Genomic DNA, 17,646 nt, shown 5'->3' with positions numbered 1-17,646 from the left:
TTTTTAATGATTTACTCGCTCTTTATTCAATAACGCTAAAAATTGTTGTTCATTGATAATTTCAATTGCCTTTCCTTTTGCTTGTAAATCGTATGCTTTTTTCTCTTTTGAACTTATGCCTTCTGATCCGACAAGCTTTTGGTCTTGTACGCCGACAACCAAATAATCGGTTTTGCTGCTGACGCCACTTTTGATGACTCCACCTAAGTCGACAACTTGCTGCATGGCTTCTTTTCGTTCAAGTGATTGTAGATCGCCAGTGAAAACAAGGTTTTTTTCATAAAGTGGGTGGTTCTCATCAAAAGAATCAGTTGTTGGCGTAATTTCTGAAATGGAAACTGATGAGAATTTTTTGACTGGCTTTCTTTTAGAAAAAGTAGTAGCTCTGCCAAAAGTAGTTTGTGGTTTTAGTTCAGAAAATTGTTTAATAGGAAGAGTTGGATAAGAAGCACAATAGGTACTTAACGAATCCTTTTTTCTCGACTGAATGCAAGCAATGACAAGCTCTGCACATGCTCGCGCATCCGAACCTGCGTGATGATGTTCTTCCATTGAAATACCAAAATAAGATGTTCGCTCCTTCAATGATTGGCCCACCTTCGCCCCTCTAGTTGCGCGATTACTAATGGGAATGCTACAAATATAAGAAAAATCAGGCATATCGAATTGATATTTTTCCAGACAGCAATAGAGAACACTCATATCAAACTGAGCATTGTGGGCAATGATGGTATGAGAAGAAATAGCTTCTTTTATCCATTCCCAAACCTCCGGAAAACTTTTCGCTTCCTCAACATCTTTTTCGGTTATTCCATGAATCGCTGTAAACTTTGGATCAAATAATAGACTTGGAGGTTTAATTAAAAAATATTCCTCTTTAATAATAGAATTATTTTCTACATAAGCTAGTCCTATTGAGCAGGCACTTGCCATATCCGCATTCGCTATTTCAAAATCGATAGCAATAAAATCCACGGCTTACACGCTCCCTCTTTTTTTCTATTAGTATATCATGTTCTATCTTTTCATCAGAGAAATTAGGTCAGATGGAGAAAGAAGATAATGGTATTAGAGGAATATTATTCTTATATAGTATTGTAATAGAATTGTAATCCAATTTCTATAAAGATGTAACCTAATTATCTGAATAATATGAGAAGATAGATTTGTTGATAGAAGGAAGCCTTGGGAACATAATCTTACGTAAATGAGGTCACTGGATGAAAAAGGTTATTGTCTTGTCACTCCTGTCATTTGGATTGTTTTTTTCTGGCATATTTGGTACCAATGAAGCAAGTGCCGCTTCAAAAAAATCGGTTGTTACCGTTGCGAAGAATTATATAGGTACTCCTTATAAATATGGAGGAACCACTCCGAAAGGATTTGACTGCTCCGGATTTGTTGGTTATAGCTATAAAAAAGTTGGCAAATCTCTGCCAAGAACAGCCGCGAGTATGTATACAAAAGGGAAAAAAGTAAAGAAATCTGAATTGAAAAAAGGAGATTTAATCTTCTTTGAAACATATAAAAAAGGTGCATCCCATGTTGGTATATACATAGGAAGTAATCAGTTTATTCATAGCTCCTCTTCAAAAGGAGTAAAAGTGGACAAGCTATCCAACTCTTATTGGAAAACAAAATATTATGGTGCAAAAAGAATTTAACCCTTTCTTTAGAAGGGGTTTTTTGTGTTTGCTGAGAAATTTGATTTTGAAAAAGGATCAAATTGGTAATCTATCATATTTATTAAAATGAAAAATTTCTATATGATAGGAGAATAAGTAAAAAAACTAGCAACTTGATTTCAGTTTTGGAGGAATAGCATGAGCGCAGCAATGAAATTTGCATTATCAATGGCTATATTTGGTTCGATTGGCTATTTTTCTGCTAAAACGAATTTGCCAGCTATCGAACTGGTATTTATTCGATGTATTTGTGCGTGTGTCGTATTAAGTATTGTCTATTTATTTTCACAGCGGAAAAAGGAAGCGATTGAGAGAAAAGAAATTGGCTACAGTGTGCTGTGTGGCGTGTTTCTCGTTGTGAACTGGGTCTTCTTCTTCCGTTCATTTGAGCATATGTCAGTGACTGTTGCGGTTTCCATTTATCATTTGGCGCCAGTTCTTGTCGTTTTATTGGGGAGCTTTCTTTATCGGGAAAAAGTCAGTTTGAAAGTATTGCTAACAGTTATTATTTGTTTTATTGGAACGTTATTGGTTGGTGGAATTCAAGATTATTTGTCTTTTGATGATCTTATTTCAGCTGGATTGCCATGGGCATTTGGGGCTTCCTTATTTTATGCGTTGACGACATTGACAGGGAAGAAAATTGCAAAGTTAAATCCGATTTTAACAACGATTATTCAAACAAGTGTTGGGATTATTATGCTATTGCCACTGGTCAGATGGGATTATTTTAACCATTTAACAGGAGAAAACTGGTTTTATATTTTATTGACAGGAATTATACATACTGGATTTGTTTATTATTTGTTTTTTAGCAGCTTGCCAAAGCTATCTTCTGGGACAATCGCTGTTCTTGTGTTTATAGATCCTGCAGTTGCAATCTTTATGGACATCGTATTAACAGCATATCGCCCTGATTTTCTGCAAATTATCGGTATTTTGCTTATATTTTGGGGGCAAACTCACGCTGCGCTTAAGCGGAAAATGAGTGAATCAGGGAACTAGCGAGTAAGATAAAAAGAGCCTGATAACAGGGGCATCGCCTTCTAACCATCAGTGGGGAAGAGGAAAAACCCGCACTGATGGAAGTTTTCTTTATCTCATACTTTTGGATAATGTAACTCATAAATTGGCTTTTTATAATAGGGTGGTTTTACCGTTGTTTTTGGCATCGACCATTTGTGGTTGATATATGTCATATGAACAGGTTCGCTAGAATGTTTTTGCAGCAATAATTTTAATTTTGGATGAAATTCATACCTCATAATAAGACCCTCCTCCATTTTCTTCTTTTTAGCGTATTCACTCCCATCAAAAAGAGAGTTAGTCCATGGAAGATAAGTAGGCACAAAATAGGCAGAACCACATAGGATAATTTACTACTATTAATGGAGGGATTAGTATGTCCTTTTATCCGCATGATCCGAGAGATCCAATGTTTCAAGTGCCACAAGCTTATTATGAATTAGTAGAGCCCAGAAATCACCAATCTGAAAAGTACATCGAGCTAAAAGAAGTGCAGGCGTTATTTGAAGCAAATAAGCAGACAGATCCGTATCCGCTTTATCCGAATTATGGAAAAGTGACAAAGTATGAGGAAATTCCGATTAATTTTCCTGAAAATAGACAGCTCCGTCAGCCAGGATTAGAAAGTTATATGGTTCCAAAACCAATTATTGAAAATGACCACTACATAGGAAGTGGAAAGCTGAAAGGGAAAGTAGCCTTAATAACAGGGGGAGATAGTGGTATTGGTGCAGCAGTTGCGATTGCTTTTGCGAAAGAAGGAGCTGATGTAGCAATCGCCTATTTAGATGAGCATGAGGATGCCAATCGGACAAAAAACAGGGTCGAAGAATTAGGGCAACATTGTCTATTGCTGCCAGGTGATTTGCGCAAGAAAAAACAGTGTATCGATATTGTGGAGAAAACGGTAAAGACATTTGGAAAACTAGATATTCTTTGTAACCATGTCGGTATACAATTTCAACAGGCGAAATTAACGGATATTACCGATGAACAATTTGATGATACATTTAAGGTTAATATTTACTCCCATTTTTACACAACAAGAGCGGCCCTTCCCCATTTAAAGCCGGGAAGTAGCATTATTAATACAGCTTCCGTCGTTGCTTACGCAGGGGAACCGCTGCTCATTGATTATGTTGCCACAAAAGCAGCAAATGTTGGTTTCACAAGATCCCTCGCCAGAAGTGTTGTCAAAGAAGGAATTCGTGTGAATGCAGTAGCGCCAGGACGCACATGGACACCATTAATTCCAGCGAGCTTCTCCTCTGATCAAGTAGCAATCTTTGGTTCTGCTAATCCAATGCAAAGAGCAGCACAGCCATTCGAATTGGCACCGACCTTTGTATATTTAGCTTCTGATGATTCCCGGTTTGTAACAGGGCAAGTTCTTCACGTAAATGGAGGCGAGACAGTAAGTTCATAAAAGGAAATGGGCTAGCAGCTAGCCCATTTTCAGTGATTAGCCAAGCAGTTTTACAAACTTTCTTTTCCCTACTTGAATAATTAATTCCTTGTTGATCGTAACTTCAAGATCTACTTCTTCGATTTTCTCTCCATCGATGCGAACACCGCCGTTTTGAATCATCCTTTTTGCTTCACTTTTTGAGGGTAATAGATTAACGTCTACTAGCAGCTGGACAAGTGATTCAGGATTGTTGCCAGTCCACTGGACGGTTGGAATATCCTCAGGTAAAGCTCCTTTTTGAAAAATAGTAATGAATTGCTGTTCCGCTTTTTCTGCCGCTTCTTTGCTATGGTACATACGGACGATTGTTCTTGCTAGCAGCATTTTAGCATCTCTAGGATGAAGAGACCCAGCATGCAAATCCTTTTTAATTTGGGCAATTTCAGCAGGTTCTAAGTCTGTAATAAGCTCAAAGTATTTGCTCATTAATGGATCAGGGATGGACATTGCTTTTCCGTACATTTCATTTGGGCTTTCGTCAATGCCAATATAGTTATGCTTTGACTTAGACATTTTTTCAACACCGTCTAATCCCTCTAACAGGGGCATTAATATCGCAATTTGCTTTTCTTTTCCAAACTTTTCTTGGTAGTGACGTCCCATGAGAATATTAAAATGCTGATCTGTACCGCCAAGTTCAATATCTGCCTCTAATATCACGGAATCATAGCCTTGCATCAGTGGGTAGAAGAATTCATGCAAGGAAATCGATTTTCCATATGCTAACCGCTCTTCAAAATCATCCCGTTCTAGCAAGCGGGCAACGGTTATTTTTCCAGCAAGTTGAATGACATCTTCAAAGGAAAGGGAAGAGAGCCATTTAGAGTTGTAATGAAGCTCGACCTTTTCCATGTCCAGTACTTTGCCGAATTGCTCAAAATAAGTTTTCGCATTCTCCTTCACTTCTTCATCTGTCAGCTGTTTTCTAGCAGAAGATTTTCCAGTTGGATCACCAATTTTGCCGGTGAAATCACCGATGATTAATTGAATCGTATGCCCGTTTTCTTGGAATTGGCGCAGTTTATTCAGTACAACTGTATGGCCGAGATGAACATCTGGAGCAGATGGATCAAGGCCGAGCTTTACTTTTAACGGGGTATTTGTCACAAGTGACTTAGCGATTTTTTCTGCTAGTTCTTCCGTCGGAATAATATCTTGCACGCCTTGACGATAAACATCAAGTTGCCTCTTCATTTCTTTTTCTTGGTCTGTAGTTAACTGTTCAATAAATGGACTCATCTTTCTTTCTCCTTTCGTTGAATTGGTTTGTAAGAAAGGCGCAAGCTCCTTGTTCACCACCTAGCAACCTGGGAGGTGACCTGAAGTTTGCTAGGTGGTAGGCGCTGGAGCTAGACACCAAATTGACTTTAGAAAAACTGTAAAAAAAAACCACGCCCCTAAACAAGGGACGTGGTTGCTTTTAAGCACGTGGTACCACCCTAATTGAAGAATATATAGCTATTCAACACTCATTATGGGTAACGGCTCATCCGTTCTCTGCTAATCGAGTAAACTCTTTCACAAAGAATGCTCCTGGAGGTAATTCGCCCCTATTTTTGTGTCAATTTGCACCAACCATTGACTCTCTAATAACAGGGAAATAGGCACTACTGATTCCAATCAAAGCATATATATTTAAAAGGTATAATTAGTAAAATTTTTCGTTAGCGCTAACTTGTAAAAGATACTAACAGATAAAGTTCAGAAAAACAAGAGGATAATTTATTTTCTTTTGAAAATATTTTTTGTAACATAATCCTCATTTTTAAATAAATGGCGATACTTTCAACGTTTTTAAGTCATTCAGTGGCTTCGCTGCCATCTGGATTTTTTTAGGTTCTTATTCATAATATCCTTCTAAAAGATAAGAATATGTAAGCATCTCTTGACCTTTTTAATCTTATAATTTACTATATATGTAATATTAATGAGCGATGAGGAAGAAGAGTAAGCAGTTAAGAGGTTTCAGAGAGCTGATGGGTGGTGCGAATCAGTACGGATTGATTGCTGAATGGGCTTCTGAGCTACAAGGCTGAACCCACTAGTAGGCTGCGCGGAACGTCTTACCGTTAAAAAAGACAAAGTATCGGAACAGCTATGTTTCTGTACGGATTAAGTGCGTTTATGTGAAATAAACGAATGAAGGTGGCACCACGGGGTTACTCGTCCTTTTTATAGGATGAGTGGCCCTTTTTGTGTTTTATAAAAGGGAGGATAAGCAGATGGGAAAAATAGTTTTAACTGGTATTAAACCAACTGGACAAATACATTTAGGAAACTATATAGGGGCAATTAAACCTGCTTTGCAACTAGCGGAAAACAGTGATTATCAGGCAGCTTATTTTATTGCAGATTATCATGGTTTAACGAAAATTCACGATCGCGAAGAGTTTCGAACGTTAACCTATGGGGTGGCAGCAACATGGTTAGCTCTTGGGTTAGATCCGGAAAAAGTAATCCTTTATCGGCAGTCCGACGTACCGGAAATCTTTGAATTAAATTGGATATTAGCTTGTTTTTCTCCAAAAGGGTTGATGAATCGCGCACATGCTTATAAAGGAATCGTCGACAGCAATAAACAAGCAGGAAAAGAGGTTGATGATGGCGTAAACATGGGACTGTTTACGTACCCAATCCTCATGGCAGCCGATATTCTTGCTTTTCAAGCCAATATGGTACCTGTAGGAAAAGATCAAATCCAGCATGTTGAAATTGCGCGAGATATTGCCGACAGCTTTAATCATCATTATGGGGAAACTTTTGTGCTACCGGAATATATAGTGGATGAAGAAACTAGTATCTTGCCAGGCTTGGATGGTCGAAAAATGAGCAAAAGTTATCATAATACAATTCCTCTTTTTGAAGAGCCAGTAAAGTTACAAAAGCTCATTAATAAAATCAAAACCAATTCTCTCCCACCAGAAGCACCAAAAGAGACGGAGACGTCTATCTTGTTTACTTTGTATAAGGAATTTGCAAGTGCTGAAGAAGTAGAGCAAATGCGCCAAAGATACGAAAATGGAGTCGGATGGGGAGAAGTGAAAAAGGAATTGTTCCAAGTCATGAATCGATTCTTAGAAGAACCACGCAAGAAATACAAGGAGTTAATGGGTAATCCTGAAAAAATAGATGAGCTTCTCCGAAAAGGAGCGGAAAAAGCAAGAGCTCGAACACTACCATTTTTACAAGAAGTAAGAAAGCAAATTGGAGTGGCGCGTTAAGGAGAAGGAAAGTTGGAGATGGAGAGAGTCGCAAGTAAAAGGGTGAGAGTCGCAAGTAAAAGGGTGAGAGTCGCAAGTAAGCGGGTGAAAGTCGCAAGTAAGCGGGTGAAAGTCGCAAGTAAAAGGGTGAGAGTCGCAAGTAAGAGGGTGAAAGTCGCAAGTAAAAGTGCGAAAGTCGCAAGTAAAAGAATAAAAGCCACAAGTAAAGCTCCAAAACTATAAATAAAATCAACAGAGTCAACAGCTATTAGCCTTAACATCTAAAAATGTGCTCCATCAGGTGCGAAAAAAAGATATCCTTTTTACGTATCGATTGCTCTAAATAGTTTTATCCTGAATAAACTTCCATTTAATTGTAAACATTATAGGTAAAAACACGAAGAGGTGTACATCATGGCACATAAAATGGAAGCATTTCTCGACTATATTAAGACGAGATTTGACTCTGAACCGAAGCCGCTACTTCATATTGGAGAGGCGATGGGTTGCTGGACATATCAAGCTGCAATAGCGGATGAAATTCCTGTACTTGAAATGGCTCTTAATACAACAACAGACAATGTTTTAATTAAATTGATTAATGAAGCAAGAGAATTAGCAACAGAACAGCGAAACAACCTAGAGGAATTCATGATAAATGAAGGCGTGCCTCTTTCCAGCTCTGCTGAATCAAAACCAAAATCTGATCCAAATGCCATTCCTTTAGGGGCGAAATCTACCGATATGGAAATAGCAAACTTACTAGCTGCCAAAGTAACAGGCAATATTGTTATGTGTTCCACAAATATCACGCAAAGTGTTCGTAGCGACGTTGGCTTAATGTGGATTCGTTTCCATACAGAAAAAAGTATTTATGGGATGGAGCTTAAAACGAGAATGAGGGAACATGGATGGATTAAAATGCCGCCAAGTTTCTATCCACCTGGCGCACCGCATGAGTAATTCACAAATATTTCGACCTGTGCTATAGTAAGAAAAGAGCACCTTCCCTTAAACAAACGAGTGTAGGAAAGGTGTTTTAGCTAAAAACAAATAAAGGTTTCACACAAATCTAGTGTTGCGAGCATTAGATTTTTTCTTTTTAAGGAGAAGTGCACATTTCATGTGATCGTCACCTTTACATAAGTTCCGTCTTTTAGGCAAATATCAACAAGTGGCTCAGACAGAGAAGTGTATTTAAGCTCTTTACTCAACATTTTTAATAAAAATTTTATATCACTAGCGTTCCTATAGATGGCCTCGACTGTTTGCTCCTTCGTTCGGTTGTGAATAAATTTCCATAACCGTTTTGAAAAGGCGAAATTAATAAAAGTACTTAACAGAAAAGTAGGGAGAATGATGTAATAACGTTTATGTTTTTCTGTCTGGACAGTTACCTTTACCATAGTTTCACTCCACTATTCCACATACACATTGATGCTGTCACCGTTCGCTAATTTGGCATTAACAATTTCGCCGACTAATTCGCTATCAATGGCAGTTAATAATAATTCCACATCGATATTTTCCGTATAGGTTTGGGCTTGGGGGATTTTTGCCGCGATACCTATTCCGGTTTGAAGCAGTACTTTTACTAGTCTAATTGGAACATTAACGTTAATATTATCATTTGTTTCCGATTGGATTCGTACTTTAAGTAGGCGATTTAGATAAGGGCTATCTTCAAGCAAGGTTTTCTTTTCCGTTTTTTCCTCCATTGAATCGATAAGTGTCGTTGCTTGATCAGATGTTAGTTTTCCGTTTTCAACCATTGTTAAAATTCGTTTCAATTCATCATTCATGTTTCATATCCTCCTTAAATGTTCTTCATTAATTGGATGGCTTCCTCTGCTGTTATTTCATTATTTTCTAGCTTTTCTAGAATATCCGCTTTTCTTTCCGTACTAATTTTACTTGGTTGTCTCTCTGTTTCTTCCCCTTCGCCTGTCATAATCCGAATAATATCATCCAGCTTTCCTCGAACAGTTGGATAAGAAATACCAAGTTTTTTTTCTACTTCTTTAATGCTTCCTCGTGAAAGGATAAATGTTTCAATAAAATGCATTTGCTCATCTGAAAAAGAATGCCATTTGGAAAGATGAAAGCGATTTTCAATCGTTGTATGGCAATGACTACATTCTAGCTTTGTTACATGGAGTTCGTGATGACAGACAGGACAATCATTAATAACTGGATAATTCATATTAATGCCTACCTCCTTTCTATGTTAGATTAATAAATTATATTAAAAAGTCAATTTAATAGTTGAAAAAATAAATAAATTAGATTTTAAATATAAGATTATTTAATTTTACATTTAAATTTATTGAAATAACAAAGAATGTAGAAAATCAACAGCTACAAGTTGAAACTTTTTCCTAAATGGGAGCGTAATAAAGGCTATATGGAAATCAAGGCGAAAATACTTTTAGAAGGGAACAATTTATATGGAAGATTTTTATACAGGTGGGGATGATATCATGTTCACGATTGGACCGATTTTCATCTTTGTGGTATTTGTTATTATTATTGGTCTTTTTATTTTTGCTATCATCAGTTCAATTATGAAATGGAATAAAAACAATCAGCAGCCACTACTTTCTACACCCGCTAAAGTGGTTACGAAAAGAACGAGTGTACATGGTGGTGGGGAAAGTAGCTCGTATAGCAACTATTATATAACCTTTGAATTTCCCAGTGGAGATCGCACCGAATTTCAACTAAAAGGAGAAGAATATGGCATGCTGGTAGAAGGAGACAGCGGGGAACTGCAATTTCAAGGAACGAGATATTTGGGGTTCACTCGAAATAAACACATAGAGGAGAATAGGTAATGGACTTTTCTATACAAAAGATGACAGAGCAAGCAACGAGGGAAATTCTTAGCTGGACTTATCCCGCTCCTTACGATTTATATAATAGTGAAGTGACAGAGGAATCGTTGCAAGAGTTCGCAGAAAATCCCTATTATGCAATTGAACATAATGGAGAGTTAGTGGGATTCTATTGCACAGGCTATGCTGCCCAGGTTCCGATCGGCTACCTTTTTCAAGCATACCCAGAAGGATACCTTGATATTGGTTTAGGCATGCGCCCTGATTTAACCGGACAAGGTCAGGGAACCAGCTTTATGCAATGTATCCTCGATTCTATAGAGACGGAACATCCTTTGCGTCTCACCGTTGCAACTTTTAATAATCGAGCCATCGCTTTATATGAAAAGTTTGGTTTTCGCAGAATCTCTGCATTTAAGAATGCTAATGATGTAGAATTTTTCATAATGACAACAGAAGAATAAGATAAAAAATGTTCTGGTGATTAGCCAGAACATTTCAGACTGTAGTCAAACTTCTGAATAGTATATTTATTAGTCCCTTTGAATAGGGATGTTGCTTTCCGCTCCAGGGGTTCGCTTTCCGTGGGGCTCGCGCTTAGCCGCGGTCTGCCTTTGGCCTGCAGGGTCTAAGCTGTCTCGCTAATCCCACAGGAGTCTCACCCCTTCCACTCCAAGCAACGCATGAAAATTCAATGTAAGTTTCTAAAAATTTTTTTGTCCCACTTTTAACTGGTAGTAAGACCCCCATCGAGAGAAGTTTTCTTAAAAAAAATGACATTTGTCATCCGAGATTCCTGACATCTGCGACTAATCAGTTCTCCTGCTGCTAGCTAAAATAAAGATAGAAGCTTGGAGGTGGAGAAATTGCAAACGATTGTAGAGTTAAGGAACGTAACGAAAGAATTTCAGCAGAAGAAAGCAGTAAAGGACGTTTCTTTTTCGATTAAACAAGGGGAAATGGTAGCGATCTTAGGAGCGAATGGAGCAGGGAAAACGACGACGATGCGGATGCTGCTAGGCTTAATGAAGCCTACACGAGGAACTGTCTCCCTTTTTCAAAAGAATCCAAGACAAAAGGAAGTGTTAGAAAAGATTGGTGGAATGCTTCAAGAAGTCAGTGTAATGGATAGTTTAAAGGTAAGAGAGCTGATTCAATTAATTCAAAGCTATTATCAAAATCCCATTGAATTGACTACCTTGTTGGAACTAACAGGACTTCAAGAAGAAGACTGGAATCAACGGACAGAAAAGCTCTCCGGTGGCCAAAAAAGACGACTAAACTTTGCGCTGGCACTAGCAGGTAATCCTGATTTGCTGTTTTTGGATGAGCCAACCGTTGGCATGGATGTAACATCAAGAGAACAGTTTTGGAAAAAAATGAAGGAACTAAACAGGCAAGGAAAAACAATCCTTTTTACAACCCATTACTTGCAAGAGGCAGATGAAGTAGCGGGGAGAATAATCATGATAAATAAAGGTGAGGTTGTAGGCGACGGTACGCCAGCACATCTAAAGGAAAAGCTAACAAAGCCAAGAGTTATGTTCCAAGAACGAACCCCTTATACATTAGATTTCTATCAGAATTTTCCCTTTGTTGAGGATGTGCAGAAAGAGAAGGATAAAGTAACACTTGTTGCTAAAAACTCGGATCAACTCTTAAAAGAAATCTTTGATAGGCAACTAAATATCTACCATATTGAAGTAAAGCTAGGTCGATTAGAAGAGGTTTTTTCACAGCTATTGGGAGAGAAGAAGGAGGTAGGCAATGAAATGTTTTTGGATGCAAAGTAAAGTAGAAATCATACGAATGCTTCGAAACAAATATTATATTTTTTGGTCCTTGCTTGTTCCCGTCCTTTTCTATTTTTTATTTACAAATATTTTCACAGCACCTCGAGATGATGAGGCATTATGGAATCTTCATTATTTAATGTCGATGACGACCTTTAGTATTATGGGTTCGAGTATTATGACCTTAGGAATTAAAATCGTGCAGGAAAAAGCAGAAGGCTGGACAATTTATTTACAAATTACTCCACTATCCCAATTCGTTTATTATGGTGCAAAAATGATAGCACAAACAGTGATTCATCTATTTTCCATCCTTGTTATCTTTACCGCTGGGATCCTCATTAATAATGTTAGCCTAACTTTTTCTCAGTGGATGCTTTGTGGTCTTTGGATATTATTTGGATCACTGCCGTTTTTGGCGCTTGGAACAATTATTGGTACCATTAAAAAAGTAGAAACTGCTTCAGGAATTAGTAATCTTATCTATATGACTATGGCCATAACAGGGGGAATGTGGATGCCAATCGAGGTATTTCCATCCTTCATGCAGCAAGTGGCAAAATGGGTTCCTTCCTATCATTTTGCAAACGGAGCATGGGAAATAATTAGGAACCAGTCCCCCTCTTTTTTTAATTATCTGATGATTATCGGGTACCTCCTTCTATTTATGGTATTATCAACTTATATTGGAAAAAAACGAGAGGCGGTGTAGGAGAAAGATGGATACCAAGAAGAGGTTCGAGCTTTTTCCGAGAAGATATGGCTTTTTTCCTTATATCTTTTTAGTATATGTACTCCTTCCGATTATGCAGGTGATGAAGGAAGAGGGGATTAAGCAAATAGTCGGATTTCTTCTTGTACTTGTATTTCTTCTGTCGTACCGACAATTATACAGCAGTATAGAAGAGAATCGATTTAATTATTGGCTTGTTATTCAAATTTTGCTTGTCATGATTTTTAGTATCTTTTATGATCCTAATCTATTATTTATGGGGTATTTCCCTGCAAATTTCATCGGATATTATTCTGGGAAAAAATATTTCTATTATTTTTACAGTCTGTTTGTCCTCTCTTTACTAATCCCAATTGGAATCAGTTGGAAGGATATCAACCCTAATTCCCTTATCTTTTTGATTCCCTTCTTTCTTATTATGCTGATTTCTCCTTTTGGAATCCGCTCCATGAATCGTCGTATGGATTTAGAAAGGCAGTTGGATTTAGCGAATGAACAAATTAGTTATTTAGTTAAAAAAGAAGAACGCATGAGAATTGCCCGCGATTTGCATGATACGCTCGGCCACACTTTATCGCTCCTGACATTAAAGAGTCAGCTCGTTGGAAAAATGGTCTATCCCCAACCAGAAAGTGCAATTAAAGAGGCGAAAGAAATGGAAGGAATTTCTAGGGCAGCTTTAAAACAAGTTCGTGAGCTAGTGTCTGACATGCGGGCAATTACTATTCGAGAAGCAATAATAGAGGTGCAAACAACTTTGCAAGCAGCAGGGATTAATACAGAAATTACAATCGACATGAAAGATAGCGAAGTGCCGCTTTTATCACAGAATATTATTAGTCTTTGTTTAAAAGAAGCTGTTACCAATATTGTTAAGCACAGTGCTGCGACAACTAGCAAAGTAGCAATTCAACAACATATAGGGACAATTGAACTTATTGTTCAGGATAATGGAAAAGGCTTGGAAGAGGGACGGAATGAGGGAAATGGACTATTGGGAATGCAAGAAAGACTGGAGCTAGTAGACGGAAAATGGAGAATTTCATCCAGTAATGGAACAACCCTTCACATCGTTGTTCCAATCATTCGAAAGGAAAGACGAAAGGAGGAAATATGGTGATTCGAATTATCATCTCAGAAGACCAACGCATGCTTAGAGGAGCTTTAGGAACACTGCTTAACTTTGAAGAAGATTTAGAAGTCGTCGGCCAAGCAGAAAATGGTGAACAAGCATTAACCCTTATTAAAGAGCATAACCCAGATGTTTGCTTATTAGATATTGAAATGCCGATAAAAAGCGGCCTTGATGTCGCAGAGGAATTGAAGAAGCTGAAATCTCCTTGTAAAGTTGTTATTTTAACCACATTTGCACGACCAGGATATTTTGAAAGAGCCCTAAACGCGAATGTCCATGGCTATTTATTAAAAGATGGTCCAAGTGAAGAATTAGCGGAAGCAATTCGAAATATTATGAATGGAAAAAGAGAATTCGCTTCTGAATTAATTTTTGGCAGTATCGGAAAAGAAAACCCATTATCAAAGCGGGAAAGGGAAATATTAATACTAATTGAAAAAGGGAAGTCAGTAAAGGAGATTGCTGCAACACTTTTTTTATCATCTGGAACAATTCGCAATTACATCTCCGAAGCAATCAGCAAATTAGAAGCAAAAAATCGAATGGAAGCCATTGCGAAAGCGAAGCGGAATGGTTGGTTGTAAAGGTACCTCGCTTCGCTCCCCATTAACCTTGTTTCTCACTGCGAATAAAGGTTAAATGCCATCTTGTATAAAGTAAGGCAAATGCATAATAAATTCCTGAATACCATAAGTGCCATCCGCTATAAGTAAGGAATTCGAAGGAAAGCAGGAGATACTCCAAAAGAACAGAGTAAACGAGCCAAGCGCAAAAATAGGGGATATAGCTTTTGAAGTGCTGGGGCATAAAATTCAAATAAATTATTCCATGAGTGGCACCAAGTGTTAGTTCAATAAAATGAACAGAAAGCTGTACTCCTTTTGGTCCTAACTCATACATATGGAAGACAAAACTTAAGATGAGGTCCGAGCTTAAATTAATTAAAGCGACCACAAACCATGTTACATATATTTCTACTTTTGTCAGGCGCTTTGGCATGAACAAAAGGATGATTAGAGTCAAAAGGAGATAAAGATAAGGAAACCACATCATATATTTCACTCCCGAAAAGATACATAACATAAGTATGACCCACTTGTTATGATTTAAACCGAGAATGCAAATGAAATAGGAATCATCTATTTACTAAAAGCATATAAAACAATAATTGATTTTATCCCACTCTTTACGGATAGTAAGACTCCCCCTTAGGCTTAAGAGAATAGGAGAAAGAAAGGTGGGAGATCGACTGTCCGTAAAGGTCCGATTGGTTCAACTAACCATAAGTGGGGGATGAAGGAACCCTCAACTGATGGAAGTTTCACTTTATATCACCTGCTTATTTTTCAAGTTTTTAACAATTCATTTCCTTATTTTGATAGAATGTTAGTAACTATCCTTTGGGAGGAACAAATATGGTAGATAGTCAGAATATCCGTAGGGGAATACAATATGCCTTAATAAAACTAGCAGGAGCAGGTTTTGCGGCATCAATCTTTTTTTCCTATCTTTTTCTATCAAGTTTTGATTTATATTTATTTTCGCATGAAATTAAAAATCCATTCTTTTGGATAGGTTTTTTTGGTTTTGGGATTCTTCTTTCGATGTTGATTGACTGGATAGCTAAATATTTTCCAAAGCTAGAGGTATGTTTGTATATTTTAGCTGGCCTTTGTCTTTTTCTGCCGATAGTTTGGAATGTTTTCCCTCTATTTGCGGCAACTTCTGGTTTAATTAGCGCGTTATTATTTTACATAGGGATTAAAATCGCAGCAAAAGTAAGCTGGTTTAAATGGACATTTGCTATTACACCGATTTTCTTCCTCTTGCTAACAATTCCTGATTTCACTGTAAAAAAGGAATGGAATACCATAAGAGGCGAACAATCCTATGAAGCATATTTTGCTTATTTTAATGGGGAGGAAGAGGTTCCGATTAAAGCCAAAAAAGGGGAAAATGTTACCGTCCACATTGATTTTACCAATCGTAATGGTGGTGGCTTTGGCTACTACTTAATAGACGAAAAAAACCGTAGAATTGGTTTAAGTAATGAAGAGAAGACCATTTTAACCTTTGAAGCTAAAAAAACAGAAACTTATAAGCTCATTGTTACCGGAGATGGATTGCAGGGCGGTTTTGAGGTGAAATGGGAGAAAGAGTGATGTAAGTGAAAAAAAGAATGTTAATTATTAGCCTATTAATAGGCATCTGTCTGTTTTTTTCTTTCTATCAAAATAATAGTCTGACTACCTCCACTTTCACTCTCTCATCCCCAAAAATAGGGGATTCGTTAAAAATAGTGCAGTTATCGGATCTGCATAGCAAGCAGTTTGGAAAAAACCAAAAGCGGTTAGTAAATCGTGTAAAACAGCTAGATCCGGATCTCATTGTTTTTACTGGAGATCTAGTGGATTCAAAAAAATATGACGAACAGAAAAGCATGACACTAATGGAAAAACTGGTTGAACTAGCTCCGACGTATTATGTTACAGGAAATCATGAATCATGGTCAGGAAAATTTCCTTCGTTAGAAGAGAAATTAGAGCAAACCGGCGTTCAAGTATTAAGAAATGAACAGACCTTGTTCCATATAGGTGGAGAGACGATAAATATCATGGGGGTGGATGATCCTGCTTTTTTGTCAGGAGAACAAGAGCTGTCTAGAATAGTAGATAGCTTATCACAAGAGGAACATTTTAATCTGTTGCTCTCCCATCGACCTGAATTATTTTCCCTCTATGAAAATATCGATCTAGTGCTAACTGGCCATGCACATGGCGGCCAAGTAAGACTGCCTTTTATCGGTGGTATAATTGCGCCAGACCAAGGATTCATGCCGAAATATACAGCAGGTATGTATAAAAACAAAGAAACGGTAATGATCGTTAATAGAGGTTTAGGAAATAGCATTATTCCCCAAAGAATTTTTAACCGACCAGAGATTGTGGAAGTAGTGTTGAAGAAAGAGTGAGGAGCATTCCGAGTTTTCATTGGAATGCCCTTTTTAAAAAATGGAAAACCATTCATTTACCATTGTTAAAAGCCAAAGGAAAATAGGCAATGCAATAGATAACAGACTATGTGTCCAGGTGAAGAAACGGTCTTTTTTTCGAAGCAGCCGATCAATGAGGTAAAATAGCAAAGCAGCCGGCAAACTAATAAAAAGAAGGACAGACCCAAATAATAGATGGAGCAATAAAGAAATGTGCCAAGCGAAATTATTTTCCCCTGTTTTCCGCGCCAACAATTCCCCAATCTTATCACTTACAAAAGAAGTGAACAGACCATAAACAAAGATTGCTGGTATCGTATAAAGAAAGTAGATGGAAATACTTGTTATTACCGATTGAAAATATGTTGCCTTGCTATCAATTAAATCTGGTACTAATAATCCAAGCAGTATCGTATAAAGAGAACAAGTAAAACTAGCAGCGATTAATTTTCTTTTAAAAATAATCCTCACCCCTTTGTCATCGGGTATACGGTAAAAAATTCAGTATAGTTTGCGAGAGAAAAGTCAGCAAAATCACACTGGTTTTGGAACATACAGGTGGGGATTCCTAATTCCTTTGCTGGAATTAAATCCAGTTCCCGATCCCCCAATGGCTAAGTCAATTGAATATTTTGTATGTAAATATTGATAAAAATTTACTGCCGGCTTTCTGGGAAAGCCATTCGCTAAAGTAACAATTTCCGCAAAATAGTTCTCCCATCCATAATACCGCAAAAACTTCATTACACCCTCATGACTTTTGTCCCACTCTTAACGGAC

At 37.5% G+C, this 17,646-nt stretch carries 22 protein-coding genes, 1 pseudogene and 2 other annotated features; of the genes and pseudogenes, 14 read left to right on the top strand and 9 right to left on the bottom strand.

Going from position 1 to position 17,646, the window contains the following annotated elements:
- Positions 1–3: 3 nt before the first annotated feature.
- Entirely contained in the window at positions 4–975 is a 972-nt protein-coding gene (locus tag HHU08_RS22320) for an exonuclease domain-containing protein (RefSeq protein WP_016203383.1), read from the bottom strand.
- A gap of 245 nt (positions 976–1,220) precedes the next feature.
- On the opposite strand from HHU08_RS22320, the gene HHU08_RS22315 reads away from it, so the two are divergent.
- Together HHU08_RS22315 and HHU08_RS22310 are read left to right on the top strand one after the other, a co-directional pair.
- Positions 1,221–1,664, top strand: a complete 444-nt coding sequence (locus tag HHU08_RS22315) for a C40 family peptidase (RefSeq protein ID WP_016203382.1) — start codon at positions 1,221–1,223, stop codon at positions 1,662–1,664.
- A gap of 159 nt (positions 1,665–1,823) precedes the next feature.
- Positions 1,824–2,690 carry a DMT family transporter gene (locus tag HHU08_RS22310; protein WP_169189373.1) on the top strand — a complete coding sequence of 289 codons (867 nt, stop codon included), beginning with the start codon at positions 1,824–1,826 and terminating at the stop codon, positions 2,688–2,690.
- A gap of 95 nt (positions 2,691–2,785) precedes the next feature.
- Here the strand turns inward: HHU08_RS22310 and HHU08_RS22305 are convergent, their stop codons facing one another.
- The gene (locus HHU08_RS22305) at positions 2,786–2,950 is read right to left on the bottom strand and encodes a hypothetical protein (RefSeq protein ID WP_016203379.1); all 165 of its coding nucleotides are present in this window, start codon (positions 2,948–2,950) and stop codon (positions 2,786–2,788) included.
- A gap of 137 nt (positions 2,951–3,087) precedes the next feature.
- On the opposite strand from HHU08_RS22305, the gene HHU08_RS22300 reads away from it, so the two are divergent.
- Complete coding sequence (locus tag HHU08_RS22300; RefSeq protein WP_407939845.1) at positions 3,088–4,137, top strand: SDR family oxidoreductase; 1,050 nt, start codon at positions 3,088–3,090, stop codon at positions 4,135–4,137.
- Between the two features lie 36 nt (positions 4,138–4,173).
- Here HHU08_RS22300 and tyrS read toward each other — a convergent pair whose 3' ends face one another.
- A complete protein-coding gene (gene tyrS, locus HHU08_RS22295; protein ID WP_016203377.1) occupies positions 4,174–5,418 on the bottom strand; it encodes a tyrosine--tRNA ligase in 1,245 nt (414 codons plus the stop codon).
- A 162-nt stretch (positions 5,419–5,580) separates the two neighbouring features.
- Positions 5,581–5,812: a binding site (T-box leader), on the bottom strand.
- A gap of 292 nt (positions 5,813–6,104) precedes the next feature.
- Positions 6,105–6,353, top strand: a binding site (T-box leader).
- Positions 6,354–6,401: 48 nt separating this feature from the next.
- Here tyrS and HHU08_RS22290 point away from each other — a divergent pair.
- The 3 genes from HHU08_RS22290 to HHU08_RS22280 all read left to right on the top strand — a co-directional run bounded on the left by HHU08_RS22290 (position 6,402) and on the right by HHU08_RS22280 (position 8,342).
- On the top strand, positions 6,402–7,400 hold the full coding sequence (locus tag HHU08_RS22290; protein WP_169189372.1) for a tryptophan--tRNA ligase: 999 nt from the start codon (positions 6,402–6,404) through the stop codon (positions 7,398–7,400).
- A gap of 12 nt (positions 7,401–7,412) precedes the next feature.
- Positions 7,413–7,622 (top strand): hypothetical protein, encoded by a 210-nt coding sequence (locus HHU08_RS22285; protein WP_169189371.1) that lies wholly within the window; start codon positions 7,413–7,415, stop codon positions 7,620–7,622.
- 171 nt (positions 7,623–7,793) lie between these two features.
- Positions 7,794–8,342, top strand: a complete 549-nt coding sequence (locus HHU08_RS22280; protein WP_016203375.1) for a DUF3231 family protein — start codon at positions 7,794–7,796, stop codon at positions 8,340–8,342.
- 158 nt (positions 8,343–8,500) lie between these two features.
- Here HHU08_RS22280 and HHU08_RS22275 read toward each other — a convergent pair whose 3' ends face one another.
- From HHU08_RS22275 to HHU08_RS22265, 3 genes are read right to left on the bottom strand one after another with little or no spacing between them, the layout of a single operon-like run.
- Positions 8,501–8,785 (bottom strand): hypothetical protein, encoded by a 285-nt coding sequence (locus tag HHU08_RS22275; protein WP_169189370.1) that lies wholly within the window; start codon positions 8,783–8,785, stop codon positions 8,501–8,503.
- A 12-nt stretch (positions 8,786–8,797) separates the two neighbouring features.
- On the bottom strand, positions 8,798–9,181 hold the full coding sequence (locus HHU08_RS22270; RefSeq protein WP_016203373.1) for an SHOCT-like domain-containing protein: 384 nt from the start codon (positions 9,179–9,181) through the stop codon (positions 8,798–8,800).
- A gap of 14 nt (positions 9,182–9,195) precedes the next feature.
- Positions 9,196–9,582 carry a DUF2089 domain-containing protein gene (locus tag HHU08_RS22265; RefSeq protein WP_101729826.1) on the bottom strand — a complete coding sequence of 129 codons (387 nt, stop codon included), beginning with the start codon at positions 9,580–9,582 and terminating at the stop codon, positions 9,196–9,198.
- 244 nt (positions 9,583–9,826) lie between these two features.
- On the opposite strand from HHU08_RS22265, the gene HHU08_RS22260 reads away from it, so the two are divergent.
- The 6 genes from HHU08_RS22260 (at position 9,827) to HHU08_RS22235 (ending at position 14,458) form a co-directional block, all read left to right on the top strand.
- Positions 9,827–10,213, top strand: coding sequence for a DUF2500 domain-containing protein (locus HHU08_RS22260; protein ID WP_016203371.1), 387 nt, complete (start codon positions 9,827–9,829; stop codon positions 10,211–10,213).
- Complete coding sequence (locus tag HHU08_RS22255; RefSeq protein WP_169189369.1) at positions 10,213–10,677, top strand: GNAT family N-acetyltransferase; 465 nt, start codon at positions 10,213–10,215, stop codon at positions 10,675–10,677. The genes HHU08_RS22260 and HHU08_RS22255 overlap by 1 nt, the downstream gene beginning before the upstream one ends.
- 402 nt (positions 10,678–11,079) lie before the next feature.
- Complete coding sequence (locus tag HHU08_RS22250; protein ID WP_169189746.1) at positions 11,080–12,006, top strand: ABC transporter ATP-binding protein; 927 nt, start codon at positions 11,080–11,082, stop codon at positions 12,004–12,006.
- Positions 11,981–12,718, top strand: coding sequence for an ABC transporter permease (locus HHU08_RS22245; protein WP_169189368.1), 738 nt, complete (start codon positions 11,981–11,983; stop codon positions 12,716–12,718). The genes HHU08_RS22250 and HHU08_RS22245 overlap by 26 nt, the downstream gene beginning before the upstream one ends.
- Before the next feature lie 7 nt (positions 12,719–12,725).
- Positions 12,726–13,859 (top strand): sensor histidine kinase, encoded by a 1,134-nt coding sequence (locus HHU08_RS22240; protein WP_169189367.1) that lies wholly within the window; start codon positions 12,726–12,728, stop codon positions 13,857–13,859.
- Entirely contained in the window at positions 13,856–14,458 is a 603-nt protein-coding gene (locus HHU08_RS22235) for a response regulator transcription factor (protein ID WP_016203366.1), read from the top strand. The genes HHU08_RS22240 and HHU08_RS22235 overlap by 4 nt, the downstream gene beginning before the upstream one ends.
- A gap of 22 nt (positions 14,459–14,480) precedes the next feature.
- Here HHU08_RS22235 and HHU08_RS22230 read toward each other — a convergent pair whose 3' ends face one another.
- Positions 14,481–14,927: a hypothetical protein gene (locus tag HHU08_RS22230; RefSeq protein ID WP_169189366.1), complete on the bottom strand. Its 447-nt coding sequence runs from the start codon at positions 14,925–14,927 to the stop codon at positions 14,481–14,483.
- A gap of 362 nt (positions 14,928–15,289) precedes the next feature.
- Here HHU08_RS22230 and HHU08_RS22225 point away from each other — a divergent pair, with 362 nt between their 5' ends.
- A complete protein-coding gene (locus HHU08_RS22225; protein WP_016203364.1) occupies positions 15,290–16,036 on the top strand; it encodes a Yip1 family protein in 747 nt (248 codons plus the stop codon).
- Between the two features lie 17 nt (positions 16,037–16,053).
- Positions 16,054–16,845 (top strand): metallophosphoesterase, encoded by a 792-nt coding sequence (locus HHU08_RS22220; protein WP_169189745.1) that lies wholly within the window; start codon positions 16,054–16,056, stop codon positions 16,843–16,845.
- A 33-nt stretch (positions 16,846–16,878) separates the two neighbouring features.
- Here HHU08_RS22220 and HHU08_RS22215 read toward each other — a convergent pair whose 3' ends face one another.
- The gene (locus tag HHU08_RS22215) at positions 16,879–17,337 is read right to left on the bottom strand and encodes a hypothetical protein (protein WP_169189365.1); all 459 of its coding nucleotides are present in this window, start codon (positions 17,335–17,337) and stop codon (positions 16,879–16,881) included.
- A pseudogene (locus tag HHU08_RS25265) lies at positions 17,334–17,628 on the bottom strand (HAD hydrolase-like protein); the annotation flags it as partial. The pseudogene HHU08_RS25265 and the gene HHU08_RS22215, both read right to left, overlap by 4 nt.
- Positions 17,629–17,646 lie beyond the last annotated feature (18 nt).

The organism is Niallia alba (genome assembly GCF_012933555.1).
Lineage (GTDB): Bacteria > Bacillota > Bacilli > Bacillales > Cytobacillaceae > Niallia > Niallia alba.
This window is presented reverse-complemented; position numbering and strand designations above follow the sequence as displayed.